General features: G+C 57.9%; 15 protein-coding genes. 12 read left to right on the top strand and 3 right to left on the bottom strand.

What is annotated here, in order from left to right; all coding sequences use genetic code 11:
* Positions 1-7 precede the first annotated feature (7 nt).
* The 4 genes from AVI_RS08330 to hflX all read left to right on the top strand — a co-directional run bounded on the left by AVI_RS08330 (position 8) and on the right by hflX (position 5569).
* The gene (locus AVI_RS08330; RefSeq protein WP_015915944.1) at positions 8-2287 is read left to right on the top strand and encodes a sensor histidine kinase NtrY-like; all 2280 of its coding nucleotides are present in this window, start codon (positions 8-10) and stop codon (positions 2285-2287) included.
* The gene (gene ntrX / locus AVI_RS08335; RefSeq protein WP_015915945.1) at positions 2277-3641 is read left to right on the top strand and encodes a nitrogen assimilation response regulator NtrX; all 1365 of its coding nucleotides are present in this window, start codon (positions 2277-2279) and stop codon (positions 3639-3641) included. The genes AVI_RS08330 and ntrX overlap by 11 nt, the downstream gene beginning before the upstream one ends.
* A 193-nt stretch (positions 3642-3834) precedes the next feature.
* Positions 3835-4077, top strand: coding sequence for an RNA chaperone Hfq (gene hfq, locus AVI_RS08345; protein ID WP_003539403.1), 243 nt, complete (start codon positions 3835-3837; stop codon positions 4075-4077).
* Positions 4078-4219: 142 nt separating this feature from the next.
* Positions 4220-5569 carry a GTPase HflX gene (gene hflX / locus AVI_RS08350; protein ID WP_417883615.1) on the top strand — a complete coding sequence of 450 codons (1350 nt, stop codon included), beginning with the start codon at positions 4220-4222 and terminating at the stop codon, positions 5567-5569.
* A gap of 21 nt (positions 5570-5590) precedes the next feature.
* Here hflX and AVI_RS08355 read toward each other — a convergent pair whose 3' ends face one another.
* The 3 genes from AVI_RS08355 to AVI_RS08365 form a co-directional block, all read right to left on the bottom strand.
* The gene (locus AVI_RS08355; protein ID WP_015915948.1) at positions 5591-6661 is read right to left on the bottom strand and encodes a hypothetical protein; all 1071 of its coding nucleotides are present in this window, start codon (positions 6659-6661) and stop codon (positions 5591-5593) included.
* 211 nt (positions 6662-6872) lie between these two features.
* Positions 6873-7715: a nucleoside triphosphate pyrophosphohydrolase gene (gene mazG, locus AVI_RS08360; RefSeq protein ID WP_015915949.1), complete on the bottom strand. Its 843-nt coding sequence runs from the start codon at positions 7713-7715 to the stop codon at positions 6873-6875.
* A 23-nt stretch (positions 7716-7738) separates the two neighbouring features.
* Positions 7739-8326, bottom strand: a complete 588-nt coding sequence (locus AVI_RS08365) for a deaminase (RefSeq protein WP_015915950.1) — start codon at positions 8324-8326, stop codon at positions 7739-7741.
* Positions 8327-8600: 274 nt separating this feature from the next.
* Between AVI_RS08365 and cysG the strand changes: the two genes are divergently transcribed.
* From cysG to AVI_RS08405, 8 genes are all read left to right on the top strand, one after another.
* Positions 8601-10058, top strand: a complete 1458-nt coding sequence (gene cysG, locus AVI_RS08370; RefSeq protein ID WP_015915951.1) for a siroheme synthase CysG — start codon at positions 8601-8603, stop codon at positions 10056-10058.
* Positions 10059-10060: 2 nt separating this feature from the next.
* Positions 10061-10375, top strand: coding sequence for a DUF2849 domain-containing protein (locus tag AVI_RS08375; protein WP_015915952.1), 315 nt, complete (start codon positions 10061-10063; stop codon positions 10373-10375).
* A 116-nt stretch (positions 10376-10491) separates the two neighbouring features.
* The gene (locus AVI_RS08380) at positions 10492-12165 is read left to right on the top strand and encodes a nitrite/sulfite reductase (RefSeq protein WP_015915953.1); all 1674 of its coding nucleotides are present in this window, start codon (positions 10492-10494) and stop codon (positions 12163-12165) included.
* A gap of 11 nt (positions 12166-12176) precedes the next feature.
* Positions 12177-12683 (top strand): DUF934 domain-containing protein, encoded by a 507-nt coding sequence (locus AVI_RS08385; protein ID WP_015915954.1) that lies wholly within the window; start codon positions 12177-12179, stop codon positions 12681-12683.
* Between the two features lie 240 nt (positions 12684-12923).
* Complete coding sequence (locus AVI_RS08390) at positions 12924-13736, top strand: ferredoxin--NADP reductase (RefSeq protein WP_015915955.1); 813 nt, start codon at positions 12924-12926, stop codon at positions 13734-13736.
* A 148-nt stretch (positions 13737-13884) separates the two neighbouring features.
* Complete coding sequence (locus AVI_RS08395; protein ID WP_015915956.1) at positions 13885-14589, top strand: SDR family oxidoreductase; 705 nt, start codon at positions 13885-13887, stop codon at positions 14587-14589.
* A gap of 258 nt (positions 14590-14847) precedes the next feature.
* Positions 14848-15957, top strand: coding sequence for a septal ring lytic transglycosylase RlpA family protein (locus tag AVI_RS08400; RefSeq protein WP_049777169.1), 1110 nt, complete (start codon positions 14848-14850; stop codon positions 15955-15957).
* A gap of 212 nt (positions 15958-16169) precedes the next feature.
* Complete coding sequence (locus AVI_RS08405) at positions 16170-17336, top strand: D-alanyl-D-alanine carboxypeptidase family protein (RefSeq protein WP_244427786.1); 1167 nt, start codon at positions 16170-16172, stop codon at positions 17334-17336.
* Positions 17337-17483: the final 147 nt, after the last annotated feature.

A 17483-nucleotide genomic window follows, 5' to 3' on the forward strand; every position in this document is an offset into this window, starting at 1 on the left:
AGACTGGATGAAAACGCGGCGGCCTGCGGGGCAGACCGAAGAGGAAGCAGCACTGACACTGCTGCAGGAACGCAAGTCCTCCTTTGCCTTGCCAGGCCTGATTCTGGCTGGGGGGGCGCTGGCCTGTGCCATGTTCACCCTGCCGGTCCTGCTTGGCCTCACCCCGATTGCGCCGACCTCGAATGTGCTGATCGGCTCGGTGGTCATCAATACGCTTTTCGTGCTTGGCCTGCTGTTTCTGATCGGTCGGGAAGTCAGCCGTCTTGTCAAGGCGCGGCGCCGGGGGCGGGCGGCGGCCAGGCTGCATGTGCGCATCGTCGTACTATTTTCGATCGTGGCGATCACGCCGGCGATCCTGGTGGCGATTTTCGCCAGTATTACCCTCAATGTCGGCCTGGATCGATGGTTTTCGATTCGTACTCAAGGCATCATCAATTCATCGATGAATGTGGCCCAGGCCTATATGCTGGAAAATGCCAGTTATTTGCAGGGCCAGACGATTTCCATGGCGACGGATCTGGAGCGAAACCGCCCGTTGTTCTTCCTCGACCGCACCGGTTTTATCGAGTTGATGACCCGTCAGGCCAAGGGACGCGGACTGTTGGGTGCCTTTCTGGTTCGCAAGGACGGCACGCCCATCCTTCAGGCGGATATTTCGACTGAAAAGCCGCTGCCTGCCATTCCGCAGGATGCGTTGGACAAGGCCGCTGCGGGACAGCCGACGCTGATCCCACCGGGTGTCACCAATCTGGTCGGCGGGATCATCAAGATGGATTCGCTGAGCGGCGCCTATCTCTACACCATCCGGGCCGTTGATCCAAAGGTCATGCGGGCAATGCGTGAGATGGAGGATAATACCGCTGAATATAAATCGATGGAGGCGGGGCGCACCACACTGCAAATCGCCTTTGCCGTTCTCTATCTCGGCTTTGCGCTGATCGTGCTTCTGGCTGCCATCTGGACCGCGATTGCTGTTGCCGACCGCATCGTTCGGCCGATCCGGCTGCTGATCGGCGCTGCCGACAATGTCGCGTCAGGCAATATGAATGTTGTGGTGCCTGTCAGGGTTGCCGATGGCGATGTCGGCAGCCTGTCGCGCACCTTCAACAAGATGATTTCCCAGATCCGCACCCAGCGTGATGAGATTCTGGAGGCCAAGGACGAGGTCGATGACCGCCGCCGCTTCATTGAAGCGGTGCTGTCGGGCGTGACGGCGGCGGTGATCGGCGTCGAGGATGATGGCCGGATCACCATCGTCAATCCTTCGGCGGAACTGTTTCTGGCGCGTGGTGCCGATCAATTGCTGGGCGAGAAGCTGGAAACGGTTGCTCCAGAGATCAACACGGTGTTTGCCGAAGCCGGGCTTCGCCATCGCGGTGATTTCCGCAAGCAGATCAATCTGGTGCGCAGCGGCAAGGAGCGGACCTTGTCAGTGCAGGTGACACGTGAGGAAACCCGTAACGCCACCGAATCCTACGTGATCACGCTGGATGACATCACGGATCTGGTGATTGCCCAGCGCTCCACCGCCTGGGCCGATGTGGCGCGACGGATCGCCCACGAGATCAAGAACCCGCTCACCCCAATTCAGCTCTCGGCAGAACGATTGAAGCGCCGCTTCGGCAAGCAGATCGCCAGCGAGGATCGGCAGGTTTTCGATCAGTGTACAGATACGATCGTGCGTCAGGTCGAGGATATCGGCCGGATGGTGGATGAGTTCTCGTCCTTTGCCCGGATGCCGAAGCCGACCAAGCAGCCGGCTGACCTGCGCGACGTCTTGAAGGACGCGATCTTCCTGCGGGAAATGGGCCATAGCGAGTGTGAGTTCATTCGCGACGTTGGCGAGCTTCCGCTCGAGGGGTCTTTCGATGCCCGCATGCTGGCCCAGGCGTTCGGCAATCTGATCAAGAATGCGGTGGAAGCAATCGAGGCTGTTCCCTCCGATGCTGAAAAACTGCCGGGCCGAGTATGGATCAGGGCGGCAACAGACGAAGGGCGTGACGGTTTCGTGGTGGATATCATCGATAACGGCAAGGGACTGCCGGTCGATAATCGCCATCGCATTCTGGAGCCCTATATGACGATGCGGGAGAAGGGCACGGGCCTTGGCCTCGCCATCGTCAAGAAAATCATTGAAGAGCATGGCGGTCAGCTTGAATTGCATGATGCGCCGGCAGAATTCGACGGTGGGCGTGGCGCGATGATCCGCGTTGTGCTGCCGCGACAAGCCGGGGCAGCCTCTGCCGCCACTGAAGAACATGATAAGGAAGCAGCTTATGGCCTCTGACATCCTGGTGGTTGACGACGAGGAAGACATCCGCGACATCGTCTCCGGTATCTTGAGCGACGAAGGACATGAAACCCGCACGGCGCACGATGCCGACAGCGCGCTCGCGGCGATTTCCGACCGGGCGCCCCGGCTGATCTTTCTCGATATCTGGATGCATGGCAGTCGGTTGGACGGGCTGGCCTTACTGGATGAAATCAAGGCCCGGCATCCCGACCTGCCGGTGGTGATGATTTCCGGTCATGGCAATGTCGAGACGGCGGTTTCAGCCATCAAGCGCGGCGCTTTCGACTTCATCGAAAAGCCGTTCAAGGCCGACCGGTTGATCCTGATTGCCGAGCGGGCGCTGGAAAATTCCAAGCTGAAACGCGAAGTGACCGAACTGAAACGACGCACCGGCGATGCCAATGAATTGATCGGCAGTTCGGTAGCAGTCTCGCAACTGCGCCAAACCATCGAGAAGGTCGCACCGACCAATAGCCGGATCATGATCGTCGGCCCGTCCGGTAGCGGTAAGGAGTTGGTGGCGCGGATGATCCACAAGCGCTCGGCCCGCGCCGCCGGGCCGTTCGTGACGCTGAATGCCGCAGCCATCACCCCTGACCGCATGGAAGTGGCGCTGTTCGGCACCGAAGGCGGTCCCGGCCAGTCGCGCCGCATCGGTGCGTTGGAAGAGGCGCATCGTGGTATTCTCTATCTGGATGAAGTCGGCGAAATGCCGCGCGAGACCCAGAACAAGATCCTGCGGGTGCTGGTTGACCAGCAATTCGAGCGCGTCGGTGGCAACAAGCGGGTCAAGGTCGATGTGCGGATCATTTCCTCCAGCGCCTATAATCTCGAAAGCCTGATTGCCGAGGGCCGGTTCCGCGAGGATTTGTTTCATCGCCTGGCGGTGGTGCCGGTGCGGGTTCCGCCGCTGGCTGAGCGGCGTGAGGATATTCCCTTCCTCGTGGATATGCTGATGCGCCATATCGCCGAACAGGCCGGTATCCGTCAGCGCAAGATCGGCGAGGACGCGATGGCAGTGTTGCAGGCCCATGACTGGCCGGGCAATATCCGGCAATTGCGCAACAATATCGAGCGGCTGTTGATCCTGACCCAGAACGATGGGGCCGATGTACCGATCAGCGCCGAAATGCTGCCGACGGATCTTGGTGAAATGCTGCCGAAAGTCTCCGGTCGCAGCGATTACCAGATTATGACCTTGCCGCTGCGCGAAGCCCGCGAAATGTTCGAGCGCGATTATCTGATCGCCCAGATCAACCGCTTTGGCGGCAATATTTCCCGGACGGCGGAATTTGTCGGCATGGAGCGATCGGCGCTACATCGGAAGTTGAAGTCGCTGGGCGTTTGAGCTGGCCTGGGCATTGGCTGGAAAGGGAAACCATTGCAATTCGACAATGAATTTGCTTGGGGTTTTCTCGATTGCGGAACGACTTCCGATTTGATACCAAACATGAATGATGGGCATTTGGGGAAGCCTGTCCAAAAAAATTAGAAAATTGCAACCGGCACCCCCGACCGGCAAGATAGAAAGAAGCGGCGCCATGGCGGAACGTTCTCAGAATTTGCAGGACCTATTTCTCAATACGGTTCGCAAGCAGAAGATTTCCCTCACTATTTTTCTGATCAACGGCGTGAAGCTGACCGGCGTCGTCACCTCGTTCGATAATTTCTGCGTGCTGTTGCGTCGTGATGGGCATTCCCAGCTCGTCTACAAGCACGCCATTTCGACCATCATGCCGGGCCAGCCCATGCAGATGTTCGAAAGCGAAGAAGCCGCATCATAAATTCGACAAGACTTCCTGCCGGAACAGAATGGGTTGATTTCCGTTGGACAGGCGGAACAATCCATTTTTGGCGTTTAACAACAGGACAACGGCTATAGCCAATCGAGACACCACATCCGATAGCATTATTCCCGAACAGGAAATGCACCGCGACGACATGCGCGCCGTGGTTCTTGTTCCAGTGTTGAAGCAGGCCCGTTCCAGTGAAAAGGCCTCGGCTGAGCTTGGTCCGACCACGACCCGCAGCCACGAGAGCCGGTTGGAAGAGGCCATGGGCCTTGCCCGCGCCATCGATCTGACAATCGTGCAAGGCTTGATCGTTGCCGTCAATCAGCCGCGTCCGGCGACCCTGATCGGCAGCGGTAAGATTGAGGAAATCAAGGCGCTGCTCGATAACCATGATGCTGGTCTGGTCATTGTCGACCATCCGTTGACGCCGGTGCAGCAGCGCAATCTGGAAAAGCAATGGAATGCCAAGGTCATCGATCGCACGGGTCTGATCCTGGAAATCTTCGGTCGCCGAGCCTCCACCAAGGAAGGCACGTTGCAGGTCGATCTCGCCCATCTGAATTACCAGAAGGGCCGCCTGGTGCGCAGCTGGACCCACTTGGAGCGTCAGCGCGGTGGTGCGGGTTTCATGGGCGGTCCCGGCGAAACCCAGATCGAGGCCGACCGGCGGATGTTGCAGGATCGCATCGTGCGGCTGGAACGCGAACTGGAACAGGTGGTGCGCACCCGCCAACTGCACCGCGCCAAACGCCGCAAGGTGCCGCATCCGATCGTTGCCCTTGTCGGCTATACCAATGCCGGAAAATCGACACTGTTCAATCGGATCACCGGGGCAGGCGTGTTGGCCGAGGATATGCTGTTTGCCACGCTGGACCCAACGCTTCGCCGCATGAAATTGCCACAAGGCCGCACCGTCATTCTCTCGGATACGGTTGGCTTCATCTCGGACCTGCCGACCCATCTGGTCGCAGCCTTTCGCGCTACGCTTGAAGAAGTGCTGGAAGCGGACCTGATCCTGCATGTGCGTGACATGGCCGACCCGGATAACGGCGCGCAGGCGGGTGATGTTATGCGGATTCTCTCCGACCTTGGCATTGATGAAAAAGAGCGTGACGAACGCATTATCGAGGTTTGGAATAAGATCGACAGGCTGGAGCCTGAAGCGCATCAGGCTATCGCGGAAAAGGCAACTGGCCGGCAAAACGTGATGGCTGTTTCCGCCGTGACGGGTGAGGGGGTTGACGCACTGATGGCCGAGATCGCTCAGCGGCTTTCCGGTGTGGTGACGGAAACCACGGTGATTTTGCCGCCAGATAAGCTCTCCCTGATCTCCTGGGTCTATGAGAACACCATGGTGGACAGCCGGGAGGACCGAGATGATGGCTCGGTTTCGCTCGATTTACGGCTGTCAGAGCAACAAGCCAGCGCGCTGGAGCGCAAGCTTGGCCTGATACAGCCGGTTCGCAGCGAGGATTGGAACTGAATAGCGCAGATGATCTGTGATCTATTCTCCAATCAGATTTTTCAGATCAGCGTCCCCCGCATAGCGTTCAAAGATCGACATGGCGCGGTCGCGGATTAGCGCCGGTATGATCTTTGCCCGATATGCCAGACTTTTGTCAGCGATAATGGTGTTGGCAGCTTTCTCATCGGTCAGTTCCTGGGCAATGGCCGTCGCGTCAGCCTGATGACCACCAATGAAATCGGCAATTTTCTCGGCCAGGGGTAACGCTTCTCCAAGGATATCCTTTTCATAGGAAATCCAGAGCGGCTTCACCTGTCCACTCGCCTCGCATTTCTGCCAGCTGGCGACGAATTGCGCGTACCAGACGGCTTGCGCGTCCACCAGCAGATCCAGACGTTTTTCCAAGGATAGATCCTGATAGCAGGCGGGCAGTCCATCATCGAAAAAGCCTTCACCCATGCTGTTCTGCAAGCCTCTTGCTTGCATCAGCGCGTCATCCGTGCAGATCAGGGAAATGAAGAAGTTGCGGGTGATAACGATGGGCCTGATGCCATAGAGCGCCATTTGTCGGGCAGCATAGGGCGTACAAAGCACCGGATGCTCTGCCACATATCCGACACCGTCCAGTCCATTGCGCTGCAAGGCCAGTTCGTCCAGCTCTTTTGAGCTGAGATTGGCTCCAAACAGGGAGGCGGAATAATCCGAATAGGCCATGGTCACCAGATTGGCTGAGCGCAGTCCGAGCGTTTTGCGCAGAGCATGTCCGACACTGTCTGCCGATCCCGGCGTGCCAGCCACAAGCAGGTTGAGATTTTTCGCCCTGTTAGCGGTCAATCGCGCCTGAAGGACCGTCTCGGCAAACCGACCAAGGCAGAGTTTGAGGTTTTCTGCTGCATCGTTATCGATATCGGGCAAGAAGAACGGGTGAACATGCGACAGCGCCACCGTTGCCTCCTGGAGGTCCTGCGGCGCCAGTTGAGCAAGGAACTCCGTTCCCATCCAGCATGCCGTCTGCGCATCCGGGATACAGGACAGAATTTGCATGAAATGGGCAATGTCTTCGGGCTGCGGTGACTGTCCGGGCGGCCTGGTCTTGACATGTACGTTCATGATGCGAGCTCCACAAGCGACTGGCCAGCTCAGAGGCAAGCGTGGTCGATATAATATTTATTAAAAATAATTATAAATGATAACTTGTGCGAGAATGGAGTTCTGCGACCATGTGCGCAATCGCATCCACCGATACGATTGCGCTTTTAAGGAAATCCAGTGAGTGTTTTAAAGTCAAAATCGTGGCGTGTGGTCCACGATTGGATTTTGGCTAGCCATCAGTTTTGCCGCTGCGTTCCAGCTGCTTTGCAGCCTGCCAGAGCTCCTCCATCCGCTCAAGGCTGGCATCTTCCAGCGATGATTTTTCGGCGGACAAGTATTTTTCGATATGGCCGAAGCGCCGTCTGAATTTCACATTCGTTCCGCGCAGGGCTTGCTCGGGATCGCTGCCGGTGTGTCGACCGATATTGACCAGAGCGAAAATCAGATCTCCCAACTCGTCCTTTATCTTGTCTGGTTGCCCGGTTTGGAGCGCTTCACGCAGTTCGGCGATCTCCTCCTCGATCTTGTCGAGAATGGGTTCGGCCTCAGCCCAATCGAACCCGACCTTTGCAGCCTGTTCCTGAAGCTTTACGGCCTCCGTCAGGGCCGGAAACGTTCGCTGCACTGAGCCGAGATGACCGTCTTTAAACACCTCTGCCACACCACGTGCGGCGCGGCGTTCGGCTCTTTCCTGCTTTTCCTGTTTTTTAATCGCATCCCATTGCAGCTTGACGGCGTCAGGCGTATCGGCGTCTGAGCGGGCAAACACATGCGGATGACGACGGATCATCTTTGAGGTTACCGCTTCGACCACGTCGCCGAACGAAAACAGTCCGGCCTCCTCGGCAATCCGCGCATGAAACACCACTTGCAGCAAGAGATCACCCAGTTCTTCGCAGAGATCGTCCGGATCGTTGCGCTCGATGGCGTCGGCTACTTCATAGGCTTCTTCCAGCGTATAAGGCTTGATGGTCTCGAAGGTCTGGACAATGTCCCAGGGGCAGCCGGTCTGCGGATCGCGAAGCGCCGCCATGATTTCGATCAGCCGGGCGATATCCTGTGAAGGCTGCATGGTTTTTCCTTATTCAACAAAGATCAGTTTAGCGGAATGTCGTTGCCGCTTTTGGCTGATTGATATTGGCCGGAGAGATTGCCATAGAGGCCACGGATCGTCTGAGCCTGGGTTAGCAGTTCCCCACGAATTGCATCGTCTTCCACTTCAATCATGTCGTTGATGGCGAAACTGTGCCAGAAGGCGTTCTGCTTGCGATAGCCGCCGGGCTCCAGTCCGAACACTTCCTTCAGAATTTTCAGGTCATGGGGAATGGCGAAGGCATCGCGGCTATCTTCATGGCTGAAGAAATAATAGAAATTGTCAAAACCCGCCCAGGTGATCGCCGACATGCACATGGTGCAGGGTTCGTGGGTGGAGAGGAAAATCAGCTCTGATGTCGGTGGGCGCTCGCCCAGTTCGTAAAAGCGCTTCAGCGTATGAACTTCGCCATGCCAGAGCGGGTTGTCCAACTCGTTATTGGTCTCCGCCAGCACCAGAGACAGGTCCGATTTGCGCAAGATTGCCGCGCCGAAAATCTTGTTGCCCTCGGCCACGCCTTTTTCCGTCAGCGGGATGATGTCCTGTTCGATCACGTCAAGCAATCTGGCAGTGAGATTTTGATCGGTCATGATGGGCAGCGCTCCTTGAAATCCGTCTTTGTCTTTTCGGTAAAACCGGTGGACACTTTTACCGGACAAACTCGCAGCACATTTAGCGGCAAGCGGCGGCCAAGGGAAAGCCTTCCTCTGCGTATTGATTGAAAATTGCCGGGACGGGTTGGTTTTGCTCTTATCCTCAAATGCGTTAGGATAGAAATATCGATGCCGTTGGGAAGGCAGATTCGTGTTTCTTCATAAGAGCGTTGTTTTCCCGGATAATGGCGAGATAACAAGGAATGGGTCTTTGAGCATCGAGTCTGACAAGCTGGCGGTTTTTCCGGCGTTTTTTCGCGTTTCCGGCGCGAAATTGGCTGTGTTCGGCGATGGCGACGAGGCGTTTGCCAAGGCTAGACTGATCGCCAATACGTCCGCGACCATCATTGCCTTCACTCGGGATCCAGCCCCTGCATATGCAGCCTTTCTGAAGCGTAAAACCATCGAGATCGATCCATCGCCGTTTTCTCCTGATCTGCTGGCGGGGATGAAAATGGTTTTTGCCGCGACCGGTGATGGTGCGGCGGATCGGATGATTGTTGAAGCGGCTAGGCTGCAAAAAATTCCGGCCAATGCCGTCGATCAGCCGGATTATTGCGATTTTTATACGCCGGCGTTGGTCAATCGTGCGCCGATTGCGGTGGCAATTGGCACGGAAGGTGTGGGGCCAGTGCTGGCCCAGATGATCCGCGCTGGAATTGACAGGCAATTGCCGAGGTCGCTGGGCAAGTTGGGCCGTTTGGCCAACAGCTACCGTCATGCCGTTGACCGGCTGTTGCCGCGCGGTGTGGCACGCCGTCTGTTCTGGCGTTCTTTCTTTCAAGGCGACGTGGCCGATGCAATGGAAGGTGGGGATGTGAAGGCTGCTCGTCGCCGGGCGACAAAGCTGCTTAAGTCGGCGGCCAATACCGTGCCGGAAGGTAGGATCTTTCTGGTCGGGGCAGGGCCGGGGGCGGAAGACCTGCTGACCCTGCGCGCCCATCGACTGATGATGGAAGCTGACGCGATTGTTTATGATGCTTTGGTGCCACAGGCCGTTGTCGATATGGGCCGGCGTGATGCGGACCGTATTCCAGTCGGCAAGCGCAAGGGCTGTCATTCCAAGTCGCAGAGCGAGATCAATGATCTCCTCGTGGCGCTCGGTCAGGCTGGCAAGCGTGTCGTGCGGCTGAAATCCGGTGATCCCTTGATCTTCGGTCGGGCAGGCGAGGAAATGGCGGCGCTGCGCGATGCCGGTATCGCCTATGAGATCGTGCCCGGCGTCACTTCGGCGCTGGCGGCAGCCGCAGATTTTGAATTGCCGCTGACGTTGCGCGGCGTATCTTCTTCGCTGGTCTTTACCACAGGCCATGACCTGACCGGCGATGTTCTGCCCGACTGGGCGCGGCTGGCGCTATCAGGCGCAACCGTTGCCGTCTATATGGGCCGCACGGTGGCGGCTTCCGTCGCCGAACGGCTGATTGCCGGTGGATTGGCGCAAGACACGACGGTTGCCGTGGTGGAAAATGCTGGACGCGGCGACCGCCGCCTGCTGCATGGCACGCTGCGGGAATTGCCGGGTCTGGAAGCCATGACGGAACTGACAGGGCCGGTGATGGTCATTATCGGCGATGCGGTGGCGGGTGCGAATTTCGAGCGGTCGATGCCGTTGGCGCAGGCGCGTCTTGGCCTGGCGAATGTCGATCAACAGCAGATGACGAGGGTTTGACAATGGCAGAAAAAGTCTTGACCGCCAACCGCTTGAGCGATGGCATCGCTGTCTGGCTCGATGCTTCCGGCAAATGGGTGGAAGACCTGCAATCGTCGCTGGTTGCTCGTCATGCCGAGGCTGTCGCGGCGCTGGAAGCTAGCGGCAAGCGGGACTTTACCAATAACCTCGTTGTTGACGTCGCCGTGGTCGATGTGGAAGAGCGGGATGGAAAGCTCTGGCCGCTGCGCCTGCGTGAGCGTATTCGCGCCGCAGGCCCGACCATTCCCTATGCGGATGGGCATGGTCATGCTGATCCTGATTTTGTCGCCGTCTAAAGTTTATCAGGGAAAAGTGGGACCCGGTTTTCCCGAAAGATAAACGAAAACAAAAAAGATCTAGAGTTTGTTTGGTTCAATCTGAACCTGACCGACTATAGAGCCTGAGGAAAGACATGTATCGTTACGATGAATTTGACCATGCCTTTGTTGCGGCCCGCGTGGACCAGTTTCGCGATCAGGTAGGTCGCCGCTTGTCCGGTGAGTTGGCGGAAGATGCGTTCAAGCCGCTTCGGTTGATGAACGGCGTATATTTGCAGTTGCACGCCTATATGCTGCGCGTCGCCATTCCCTATGGCACGTTGAACGCCAAGCAGATGCGGATGCTGGCCCATGTGGCGCGCAAATATGACCGTGGCTATGGTCATTTCACAACACGCCAGAACATCCAGTATAACTGGCCGAAGCTGTCGGATACGCCGGATATTCTGCAAGAGCTGGCCAGCGTCGAGATGCACGCGATCCAGACCTCCGGCAACTGTATCCGCAATGTCACCGCCGACCATTTTGCCGGTGCAGCGCAGGATGAGGTTGCCGATCCACGCCCCTACGCTGAAATCCTGCGGCAATGGTCTTCGGTCCACCCGGAGTTTTCCTTCCTGCCGCGCAAGTTCAAGATTGCCGTGACCGGGGCTGAGCGCGACCGCGCCGCCATCCAGGTGCATGATATCGGCTTGCATGTGAAGAAGGACGCGAGCGGAAATCTTGGCTTTGCCGTCTATGTCGGCGGCGGTCAGGGCAGAACGCCGATGATTGCCAAGAAGATCAAGGATTTCCTGCCCGAAGAAGACATGCTGTCCTATATCACCGCCATTGTGCGGGTTTATAATCTGCATGGTCGCCGCGACAACAAATACAAGGCGCGGATCAAGATCCTCGTGCATGAAACCGGCACGGAAGAACTGACCCGCCAGATCGATGCGGAATTCGCAAACCTGAAGGACAGTGTGCTGAAGCTGCCCGATGCCGACATTCGCGCCATTGAGAGCTATTTTGCCCTGCCTGATCTGGTTGAGCGTCCAGAGGGCTGGGAAGTTCTGGCCAAATCCAAGAAGGCGGATGACGGTTTTGCCACCTGGCTTGCGCAGAATGTCCAGCCGCACAAGCATCCCGATTACGGTATGGTGACGATTTCGCTGAAGCCGATCGGCGGCATTCCCGGCGATGCCAGCGATGCCCAGATGGATCTCGTGGCGGATCTGGCGGAGCGTTTTGGTTTTGACGAAATCCGCGTCAGCCATGAACAGAACCTGATCCTGCCGCATGTGGCGATGGCCGATCTGCCAGCGCTGTATCAGGCACTATCAGGTGCTAATCTTGCCACCGCCAATGCGGGCCTGATCACTGACATTATTGCCTGTCCCGGGCTGGATTATTGCGCACTCGCCAATGCCCGCGCCATTCCGGTAGCGCAGGCAATTTCCTCGCGCTTCGGCTCCCAGGCGCGCCAAGCGGAAATCGGTGAGCTGAAAATCAAGATTTCCGGCTGTATCAATGCCTGCGGCCATCACCATGTCGGCCATATCGGTCTGCTGGGTGTGGAAAAGAAGGGTGCGGAGCTTTACCAGATCACGCTGGGCGGATCGGGGGATGAAAACTCGTCTATCGGCGAAATCATCGGCCGCGGTTTCGAGCCAGAAAAGGTAACGGATGCGGTGGAGACGGTGGTTGATACCTATCTGGCGCTGCGGCTTGATCCGAAGGAAACCTTCCTTGAGGCTTATCGCCGTGTCGGGCCAAAGCCCTTCAAGGAAGCCCTGTATGGCGGCGCATCCGCCGAAGCCGCCTGAGGAGCGCGATCATGAGCCGTATCTGGACCGAAACCGGTTTTGCCGCACAGGACGTCTGGCTGGAGGAAACCGAAGAGCTGAAAGTGGCTGAGGGCCAGAAAGCGCTTCTGCCGCTGGACGCCTTTATCGCTGCGGCTGAAGACAGCAATGCCGTCGATCTCGGCGTGGTAATCGCGCCAGCCGATGACGTGACGAAACTGAAACCCTATCTCGACCGTATCGCCATCATTGCCGTGAAATTCCCGGCCTATAATGACGGGCGTGGCTTTAGCCATGCTTCGCTGCTGCGCGACAGGCTTGGTTATCAGGGTGAGGTGCGAGCAGTGGGTGACGTGCTGATCGATCAGGTGCCGCTGATGTTGCGCACCGGCTTCGACAGCTTTGCCGTGACCAATGCGGTGGCGCTGAAACGGCTGGAAGAGGGGCGTCTGCCGGGGATTGCCAATCATTATCAGCCAACTGCCCGGCCAGCTGCTGAGGTTGGCGGTTATAGCTGGCGCCGCCGGTCGGCTTCTTGAGGCCGGTCTACTCATAAGGAACGATGTAATGGCCTTGCTGCGCGCCTCGTCTCACTGTCGGTTGCACGCTTTTCATAATTTGGAAAGCGTGCGCTGCTGCGGTTTATGATCGCATCCACGTGTGGCCTCTGGCCATGCTTGGGATTTTACAGTAACAGGCCCGCCAAGGCGGATAATGCATGCCCGAATACGCCCTGATCCGCGGCGGTTCAATATGCGATTTGAAGGACCCGAACGCTGATGAATGCTCCTGCAAAGACCGATAATGCCGAACTGATCGTCCCGGAAGGCGTCTATGCCGAAACGGTGCTGAGCGTGACGCATTATACCGACCACTTGTTCCGCTTCCGGATGACCCGGCCTGCCGGTTTTCGTTTCCGTTCGGGCGAGTTCGCGATGATCGGCCTGATGGTGGATGGCAAGCCGCTCTACCGCGCCTATTCCATCGCCAGCCCGTCCTGGGACGAGGAACTGGAATTTTTCTCGATCAAGGTGCCGAACGGGCCGCTGACCCAGCATTTGCAACGCATCCAGCCGGGCGACCGGGTGCTGATGCGCAAGAAGCCGACCGGCACCCTGGTGCTGGACGCGCTGACGCCGGGCAAGCGGCTCTATATGTTCTCGACCGGCACCGGCATTGCACCCTTCGCCAGCCTGATCCGCGATCCGGAAACCTATGAGAAATTCGAGGAGGTCATCCTCACCCACACCTGCCGCGATGTCGCCGAGCTGAAATATGGGTTCGACCTGATTTCCGAGATCAAGGCCGATGAGATGCTGAGCGAAATCGTTGGCGACAAGCTGAAACATTACGCCACCGCCACCCGCGAAGACTATCCTTTCACGGGGCGGATCACCGACCTGATCGAAAACGGCAAGCTGTTTACTGACCTTGGCGTCCCGGCGCTGGACCCGGCCATTGACCGTGGAATGATTTGCGGCTCGACAGCGATGTTGAAGGACACCAAGGCGCTGCTGGAAAAGGCTGGGCTGACCGAAGGTGCCAACAACAAGCCAGCCGAATTCGTCATCGAGCGGGCGTTCGTCGGCTGATTTTCGGCGCTGTATCGTCGCTTCCGAGTTTCGTGCGGCAGCGTTGCTGCCGCACGAATGGATCATGGCTTGCTGCGTCTAGAGCATTGTGCGTTTCACCAAGTGTATAGACTGCATAATTTTCCGGTTCGTCCTTGGGAGAGATATCATGTCCGCAGAAAAAGTTGCTGTTGTTACGGCTGGCGGAAGCGGCATGGGTGCCGAATGCGCCAGACGTCTTGCCGCTGATGGCTACAAGGTCGCCATCCTGTCATCTTCCGGCAAGGGCGAGGCACTGGCGACTGAGCTTGGCGGTATTGGCGTAACCGGGTCCAATCAATCCAATGAAGACCTGGCGGGTCTGATCGATACCACCATGGAAACCTGGGGGCGGATCGATGTGCTGGTCAACAGTGCCGGTCACGGCCCTCGCGCCCAGATCATCGAGATCACCGACGAGCAATGGCATATGGGCATGGACGTTTATCTGATGAACGTCGTTCGTCCCGTCCGTCTCGTCACGCCGATCATGCAGGCGCAAAAATCGGGCGCGATCATCAATATTTCCACCGCCTGGGCGTTTGAACCCTCATCGATGTTCCCGACCTCGGCGGTGTTTCGCGCCGGTCTTGCGGCCTATACGAAGATTTTCGCCGATACCTATGCCGCGGACAATATTCGCATGAACAATGTTCTGCCGGGCTGGATCGACAGCCTGCCCGCAACCGAACAGCGCCGGGATGCCGTTCCGATGAAGCGATATGGCACAAGCGCGGAGATCGCCGCGACCGTCGCTTTTCTGGCGTCCGAGGGCGCAGGGTATATCACTGGTCAAAATCTTAAAGTGGATGGTGGATTGACCCGGTCGGTATGACCGGTTGGAGGGGGAGGTCCGCCTCCGCTTAAGCCTTCATTAACCATAACGCGAACTATTCCCCCTAACGCCTTAACCATAATCGCATTTTCGCCATTTTATCCCCATTTCTATTGTGGCACAGTCCTGTGTCACTTCGGGGGACTAAAATTTGACATTTATTCTTTGCAATGGCCGCGTCGCGGTCCTGATTGGTGTGTCGGTGCGATGACGGTAAAAATGGTTTTGCAGCGGCGTTCAGTTTCCGGATGTTTGCGGATGGCATGGGTTGTTCTGGCGGGCGTGGCGGTGACGTCCTGCGGCGCCAACCATGATGTGAGCAAGGTCAGCACGACCAAGAAACGCAGCAAGGAATATTTTGCCGAATCCGCCTATGGCGTGAAGGCCAGCCCCCGTGTGGTGGAAAACGGCCCTGTGCCGAAAGGCGGCGGTCGCCGTCTGGTCGGGAACCCCTACGTGGTGGCAGGCAAGGTCTATAAGCCACGCGAGAACCCCAATTACGAAGCATCCGGGCTTGCCTCATGGTATGGCTCGGCTTTCCATGGGCGCTACACGGCCAATGGCGAAGTCTATGACCAATACGGCATCTCTGCTGCCCATCCGACCATGCCGCTCCCCAGCTACGCCCGTGTTACCAATCTCGATACCGGCAGTTCGGTCATTGTTCGCGTCAACGATCGTGGCCCGTTCCACGCCAATCGCCTGATCGATCTCTCCGACAAGGCAGCCGAACTTCTTGACGTCAAGGGCCACGGCACAGCTAATGTGAAGGTCAAATATGTCGGCCCAGCCGATATGACCGGCCACGACATGCCCTATCTGATGGCATCTTATGTCCGCAAGGGTCAGCGTGTTCCCGGCGTCGATCCCTTCGGTGGTGGCCAGATCGCCAGTGGTGTGATGGTGGCGTCGAATGCGCCGCAGCAGAATTTCTTCGGCCGTTTCGCAGGCCCGGCCAGCGCGTCTGCACCGCAGCCGAAAACGGCAAAACCGGTTATTGCGCCGGCGTCAGCCTCGGCTTACGGCAGCAACTCCTATCCGGTTTCCGCCAGTGCGAATGCGCCGCGCCCGGTTCAGCGTCAGCCGGTCGCCGTATCGCGGCCAGAACCGACCCGCATTGAGCCGACCCGCGAATGGCAGGCTCCGGCCATTGCCTCCGCTGAGCCGATGCCGCAGCCGCGCAATGCTGCCAGCACCGGCGTTGCTCGCCGGGAGATGGCGCCTGTGGTCGCACCGCAGCCGGTTCGGGCTACCGCAACCCGTCAAAAGCCCGTGGCTGCACCGTCCAATGGCGGCCTGCCGCCCGGCTGGCATGTTGGCCCGGCTCCGGTAACAGCCAATGCCTATTCCAATCCCAATGAAGGTTGATCCCAACTGGCGCTGGTGAGGCTTGTTCGAGCCTTGCTCTAGTCGCTTTCAAGGGTAGACGCCTTCCTCCATAAAACCTATCCATTATAGATGCCGGTCGCGATTCTCGCTCTCCGGCATCCTATTATTGGTGAAGGATGGCGATGCATATCGGCTTGCCGGTCACAAAGCGCTTTTGGGCGTATGCTGGATCATACGATAGAAAGATTGTTGTGCTGCTTGCAGCACTTTTCTACGGAGCAAGCCTCCAGACCAGCGCCTTTGCACAAGCAGCGGCGACCGACGCGGCAACGCCCGCCGTTTACGCCACCGAGGCCAAGCAGGTCCTGCTGATCGAGGCTGAAACCGGCAGCGTGCTGTTTGAAAAGAACAGCGATCAACCGTTCACCTCTGCGTCCCTGTCCAAGATGATGGTCGCGGAAGTGGTGCTCGATGCGCTGAAATCCGGTCGCCTGACGCTGTCCCAGGACTTTCCCGTTTCCGAATTCGCCTGGCGCACCGGTGGCGCGCCGTCGCGCACGGCGACGATGTTTGCTGCCGTGCGCTCGCGCGTGCCGGTGGAGGCGCTGCTGAAGGGCGTCATGGTGCAGATGGCCAATGATGCATGTCTTATCCTTGCCGAGGGCATGGCTGGATCGGAGCAGGGTTTCGTCAAGCTTATGAATGAGCGGGCAGCAGCGCTTGGCCTGAAGGACAGCCATTTCGCTAATGCCACCGGTCTTCCCGATCCCGGCAATAAAGTAAGCTTGCGCGACATGATCACGCTGGCGCAGGCGCTGAAATCCAATTACCCGGATTTCTATGCGCTTTACGCCCAGCCGGATTTCGAATGGAACAAGATCTTCCAGCGCAATCGCAATCGGCTTCTTGGCCAATCGCCCGGCGTGGATGGCCTGGCGGCAGGGTTTGCCGACGGGGAAGGTTATTCCATCGTCGCCTCCGCGCAGCAGAATGGCGTGCGGCTCTATCTGGGCCTGGCGGGCAGCGAAAGCGACAAATCCCGGCAGGAGGATGCGGCAAAGGCACTGGCCTGGGGCTTTTCCGCCTTTGAAAAACGCCGCCTGTTCGAAGCGGGACAAGTGATCGGTGAGGCCAGCGTTTATGGCGGGGAACCGGCACAGGTGCCGCTGGTGTCGCCGCAGCCGGTTGATGTCTATCTGCCGGTTGGCGCCAGCGATAAGTTGGAAGCCAAGGTGATCTATCCCTGGCCGCTGCGCCCCGGCGTGGCGCAGGGCCAGCAGGTCGGGCATTTGAAGGTCATGCTCGGCGACAAGCTGCTGCGTGACATGCCGCTTCAGGCCGGATCGCCGTCAACGCTGGGCTCGCTGGTCAAACGCACCCGTGACGCACTGGTGGAACTGCTGTTTTCCTGGGTTTGATCCGACAGAGGTTTCCCAGGGCGCAAGCTTGCGTTACACAGCGGTTCTAGAGTTTGTCAGGGGAAAGTGGAAACCGATTTTCCCGAAAATACAAACGAAAACAAGAGTAGCTAGAGTCTGTCTGGTTCAATCTGAACCTGACAGACT

It is taken from the genome of Allorhizobium ampelinum S4 (assembly GCF_000016285.1).
In the GTDB taxonomy this organism is placed as follows: Bacteria; Pseudomonadota; Alphaproteobacteria; order Rhizobiales; family Rhizobiaceae; genus Allorhizobium; species Allorhizobium ampelinum.

Bases quoted from the DNA above. Each gene is read 5' to 3' on its own strand.
- AVI_RS08330 (WP_015915944.1), top strand. From the start codon at position 8: ATGAAAACGCGGCGGCCTGCGGGGCAGACCGAAGAGGAAGCAGCACTG.
- ntrX (WP_015915945.1), top strand. From the start codon at position 2,277: ATGGCCTCTGACATCCTGGTGGTTGACGACGAGGAAGACATCCGCGAC.
- hfq (WP_003539403.1), top strand. From the start codon at position 3,835: ATGGCGGAACGTTCTCAGAATTTGCAGGACCTATTTCTCAATACGGTT.
- hflX (WP_417883615.1), top strand. From the start codon at position 4,220: ATGCACCGCGACGACATGCGCGCCGTGGTTCTTGTTCCAGTGTTGAAG.
- AVI_RS08355 (WP_015915948.1), bottom strand. From the start codon at position 6,661: ATGAACGTACATGTCAAGACCAGGCCGCCCGGACAGTCACCGCAGCCC.
- mazG (WP_015915949.1), bottom strand. From the start codon at position 7,715: ATGCAGCCTTCACAGGATATCGCCCGGCTGATCGAAATCATGGCGGCG.
- AVI_RS08365 (WP_015915950.1), bottom strand. From the start codon at position 8,326: ATGACCGATCAAAATCTCACTGCCAGATTGCTTGACGTGATCGAACAG.
- AVI_RS08375 (WP_015915952.1), top strand. From the start codon at position 10,061: ATGGCAGAAAAAGTCTTGACCGCCAACCGCTTGAGCGATGGCATCGCT.
- AVI_RS08380 (WP_015915953.1), top strand. From the start codon at position 10,492: ATGTATCGTTACGATGAATTTGACCATGCCTTTGTTGCGGCCCGCGTG.
- AVI_RS08385 (WP_015915954.1), top strand. From the start codon at position 12,177: ATGAGCCGTATCTGGACCGAAACCGGTTTTGCCGCACAGGACGTCTGG.
- AVI_RS08390 (WP_015915955.1), top strand. From the start codon at position 12,924: ATGAATGCTCCTGCAAAGACCGATAATGCCGAACTGATCGTCCCGGAA.
- AVI_RS08395 (WP_015915956.1), top strand. From the start codon at position 13,885: ATGTCCGCAGAAAAAGTTGCTGTTGTTACGGCTGGCGGAAGCGGCATG.
- AVI_RS08400 (WP_049777169.1), top strand. From the start codon at position 14,848: ATGGCATGGGTTGTTCTGGCGGGCGTGGCGGTGACGTCCTGCGGCGCC.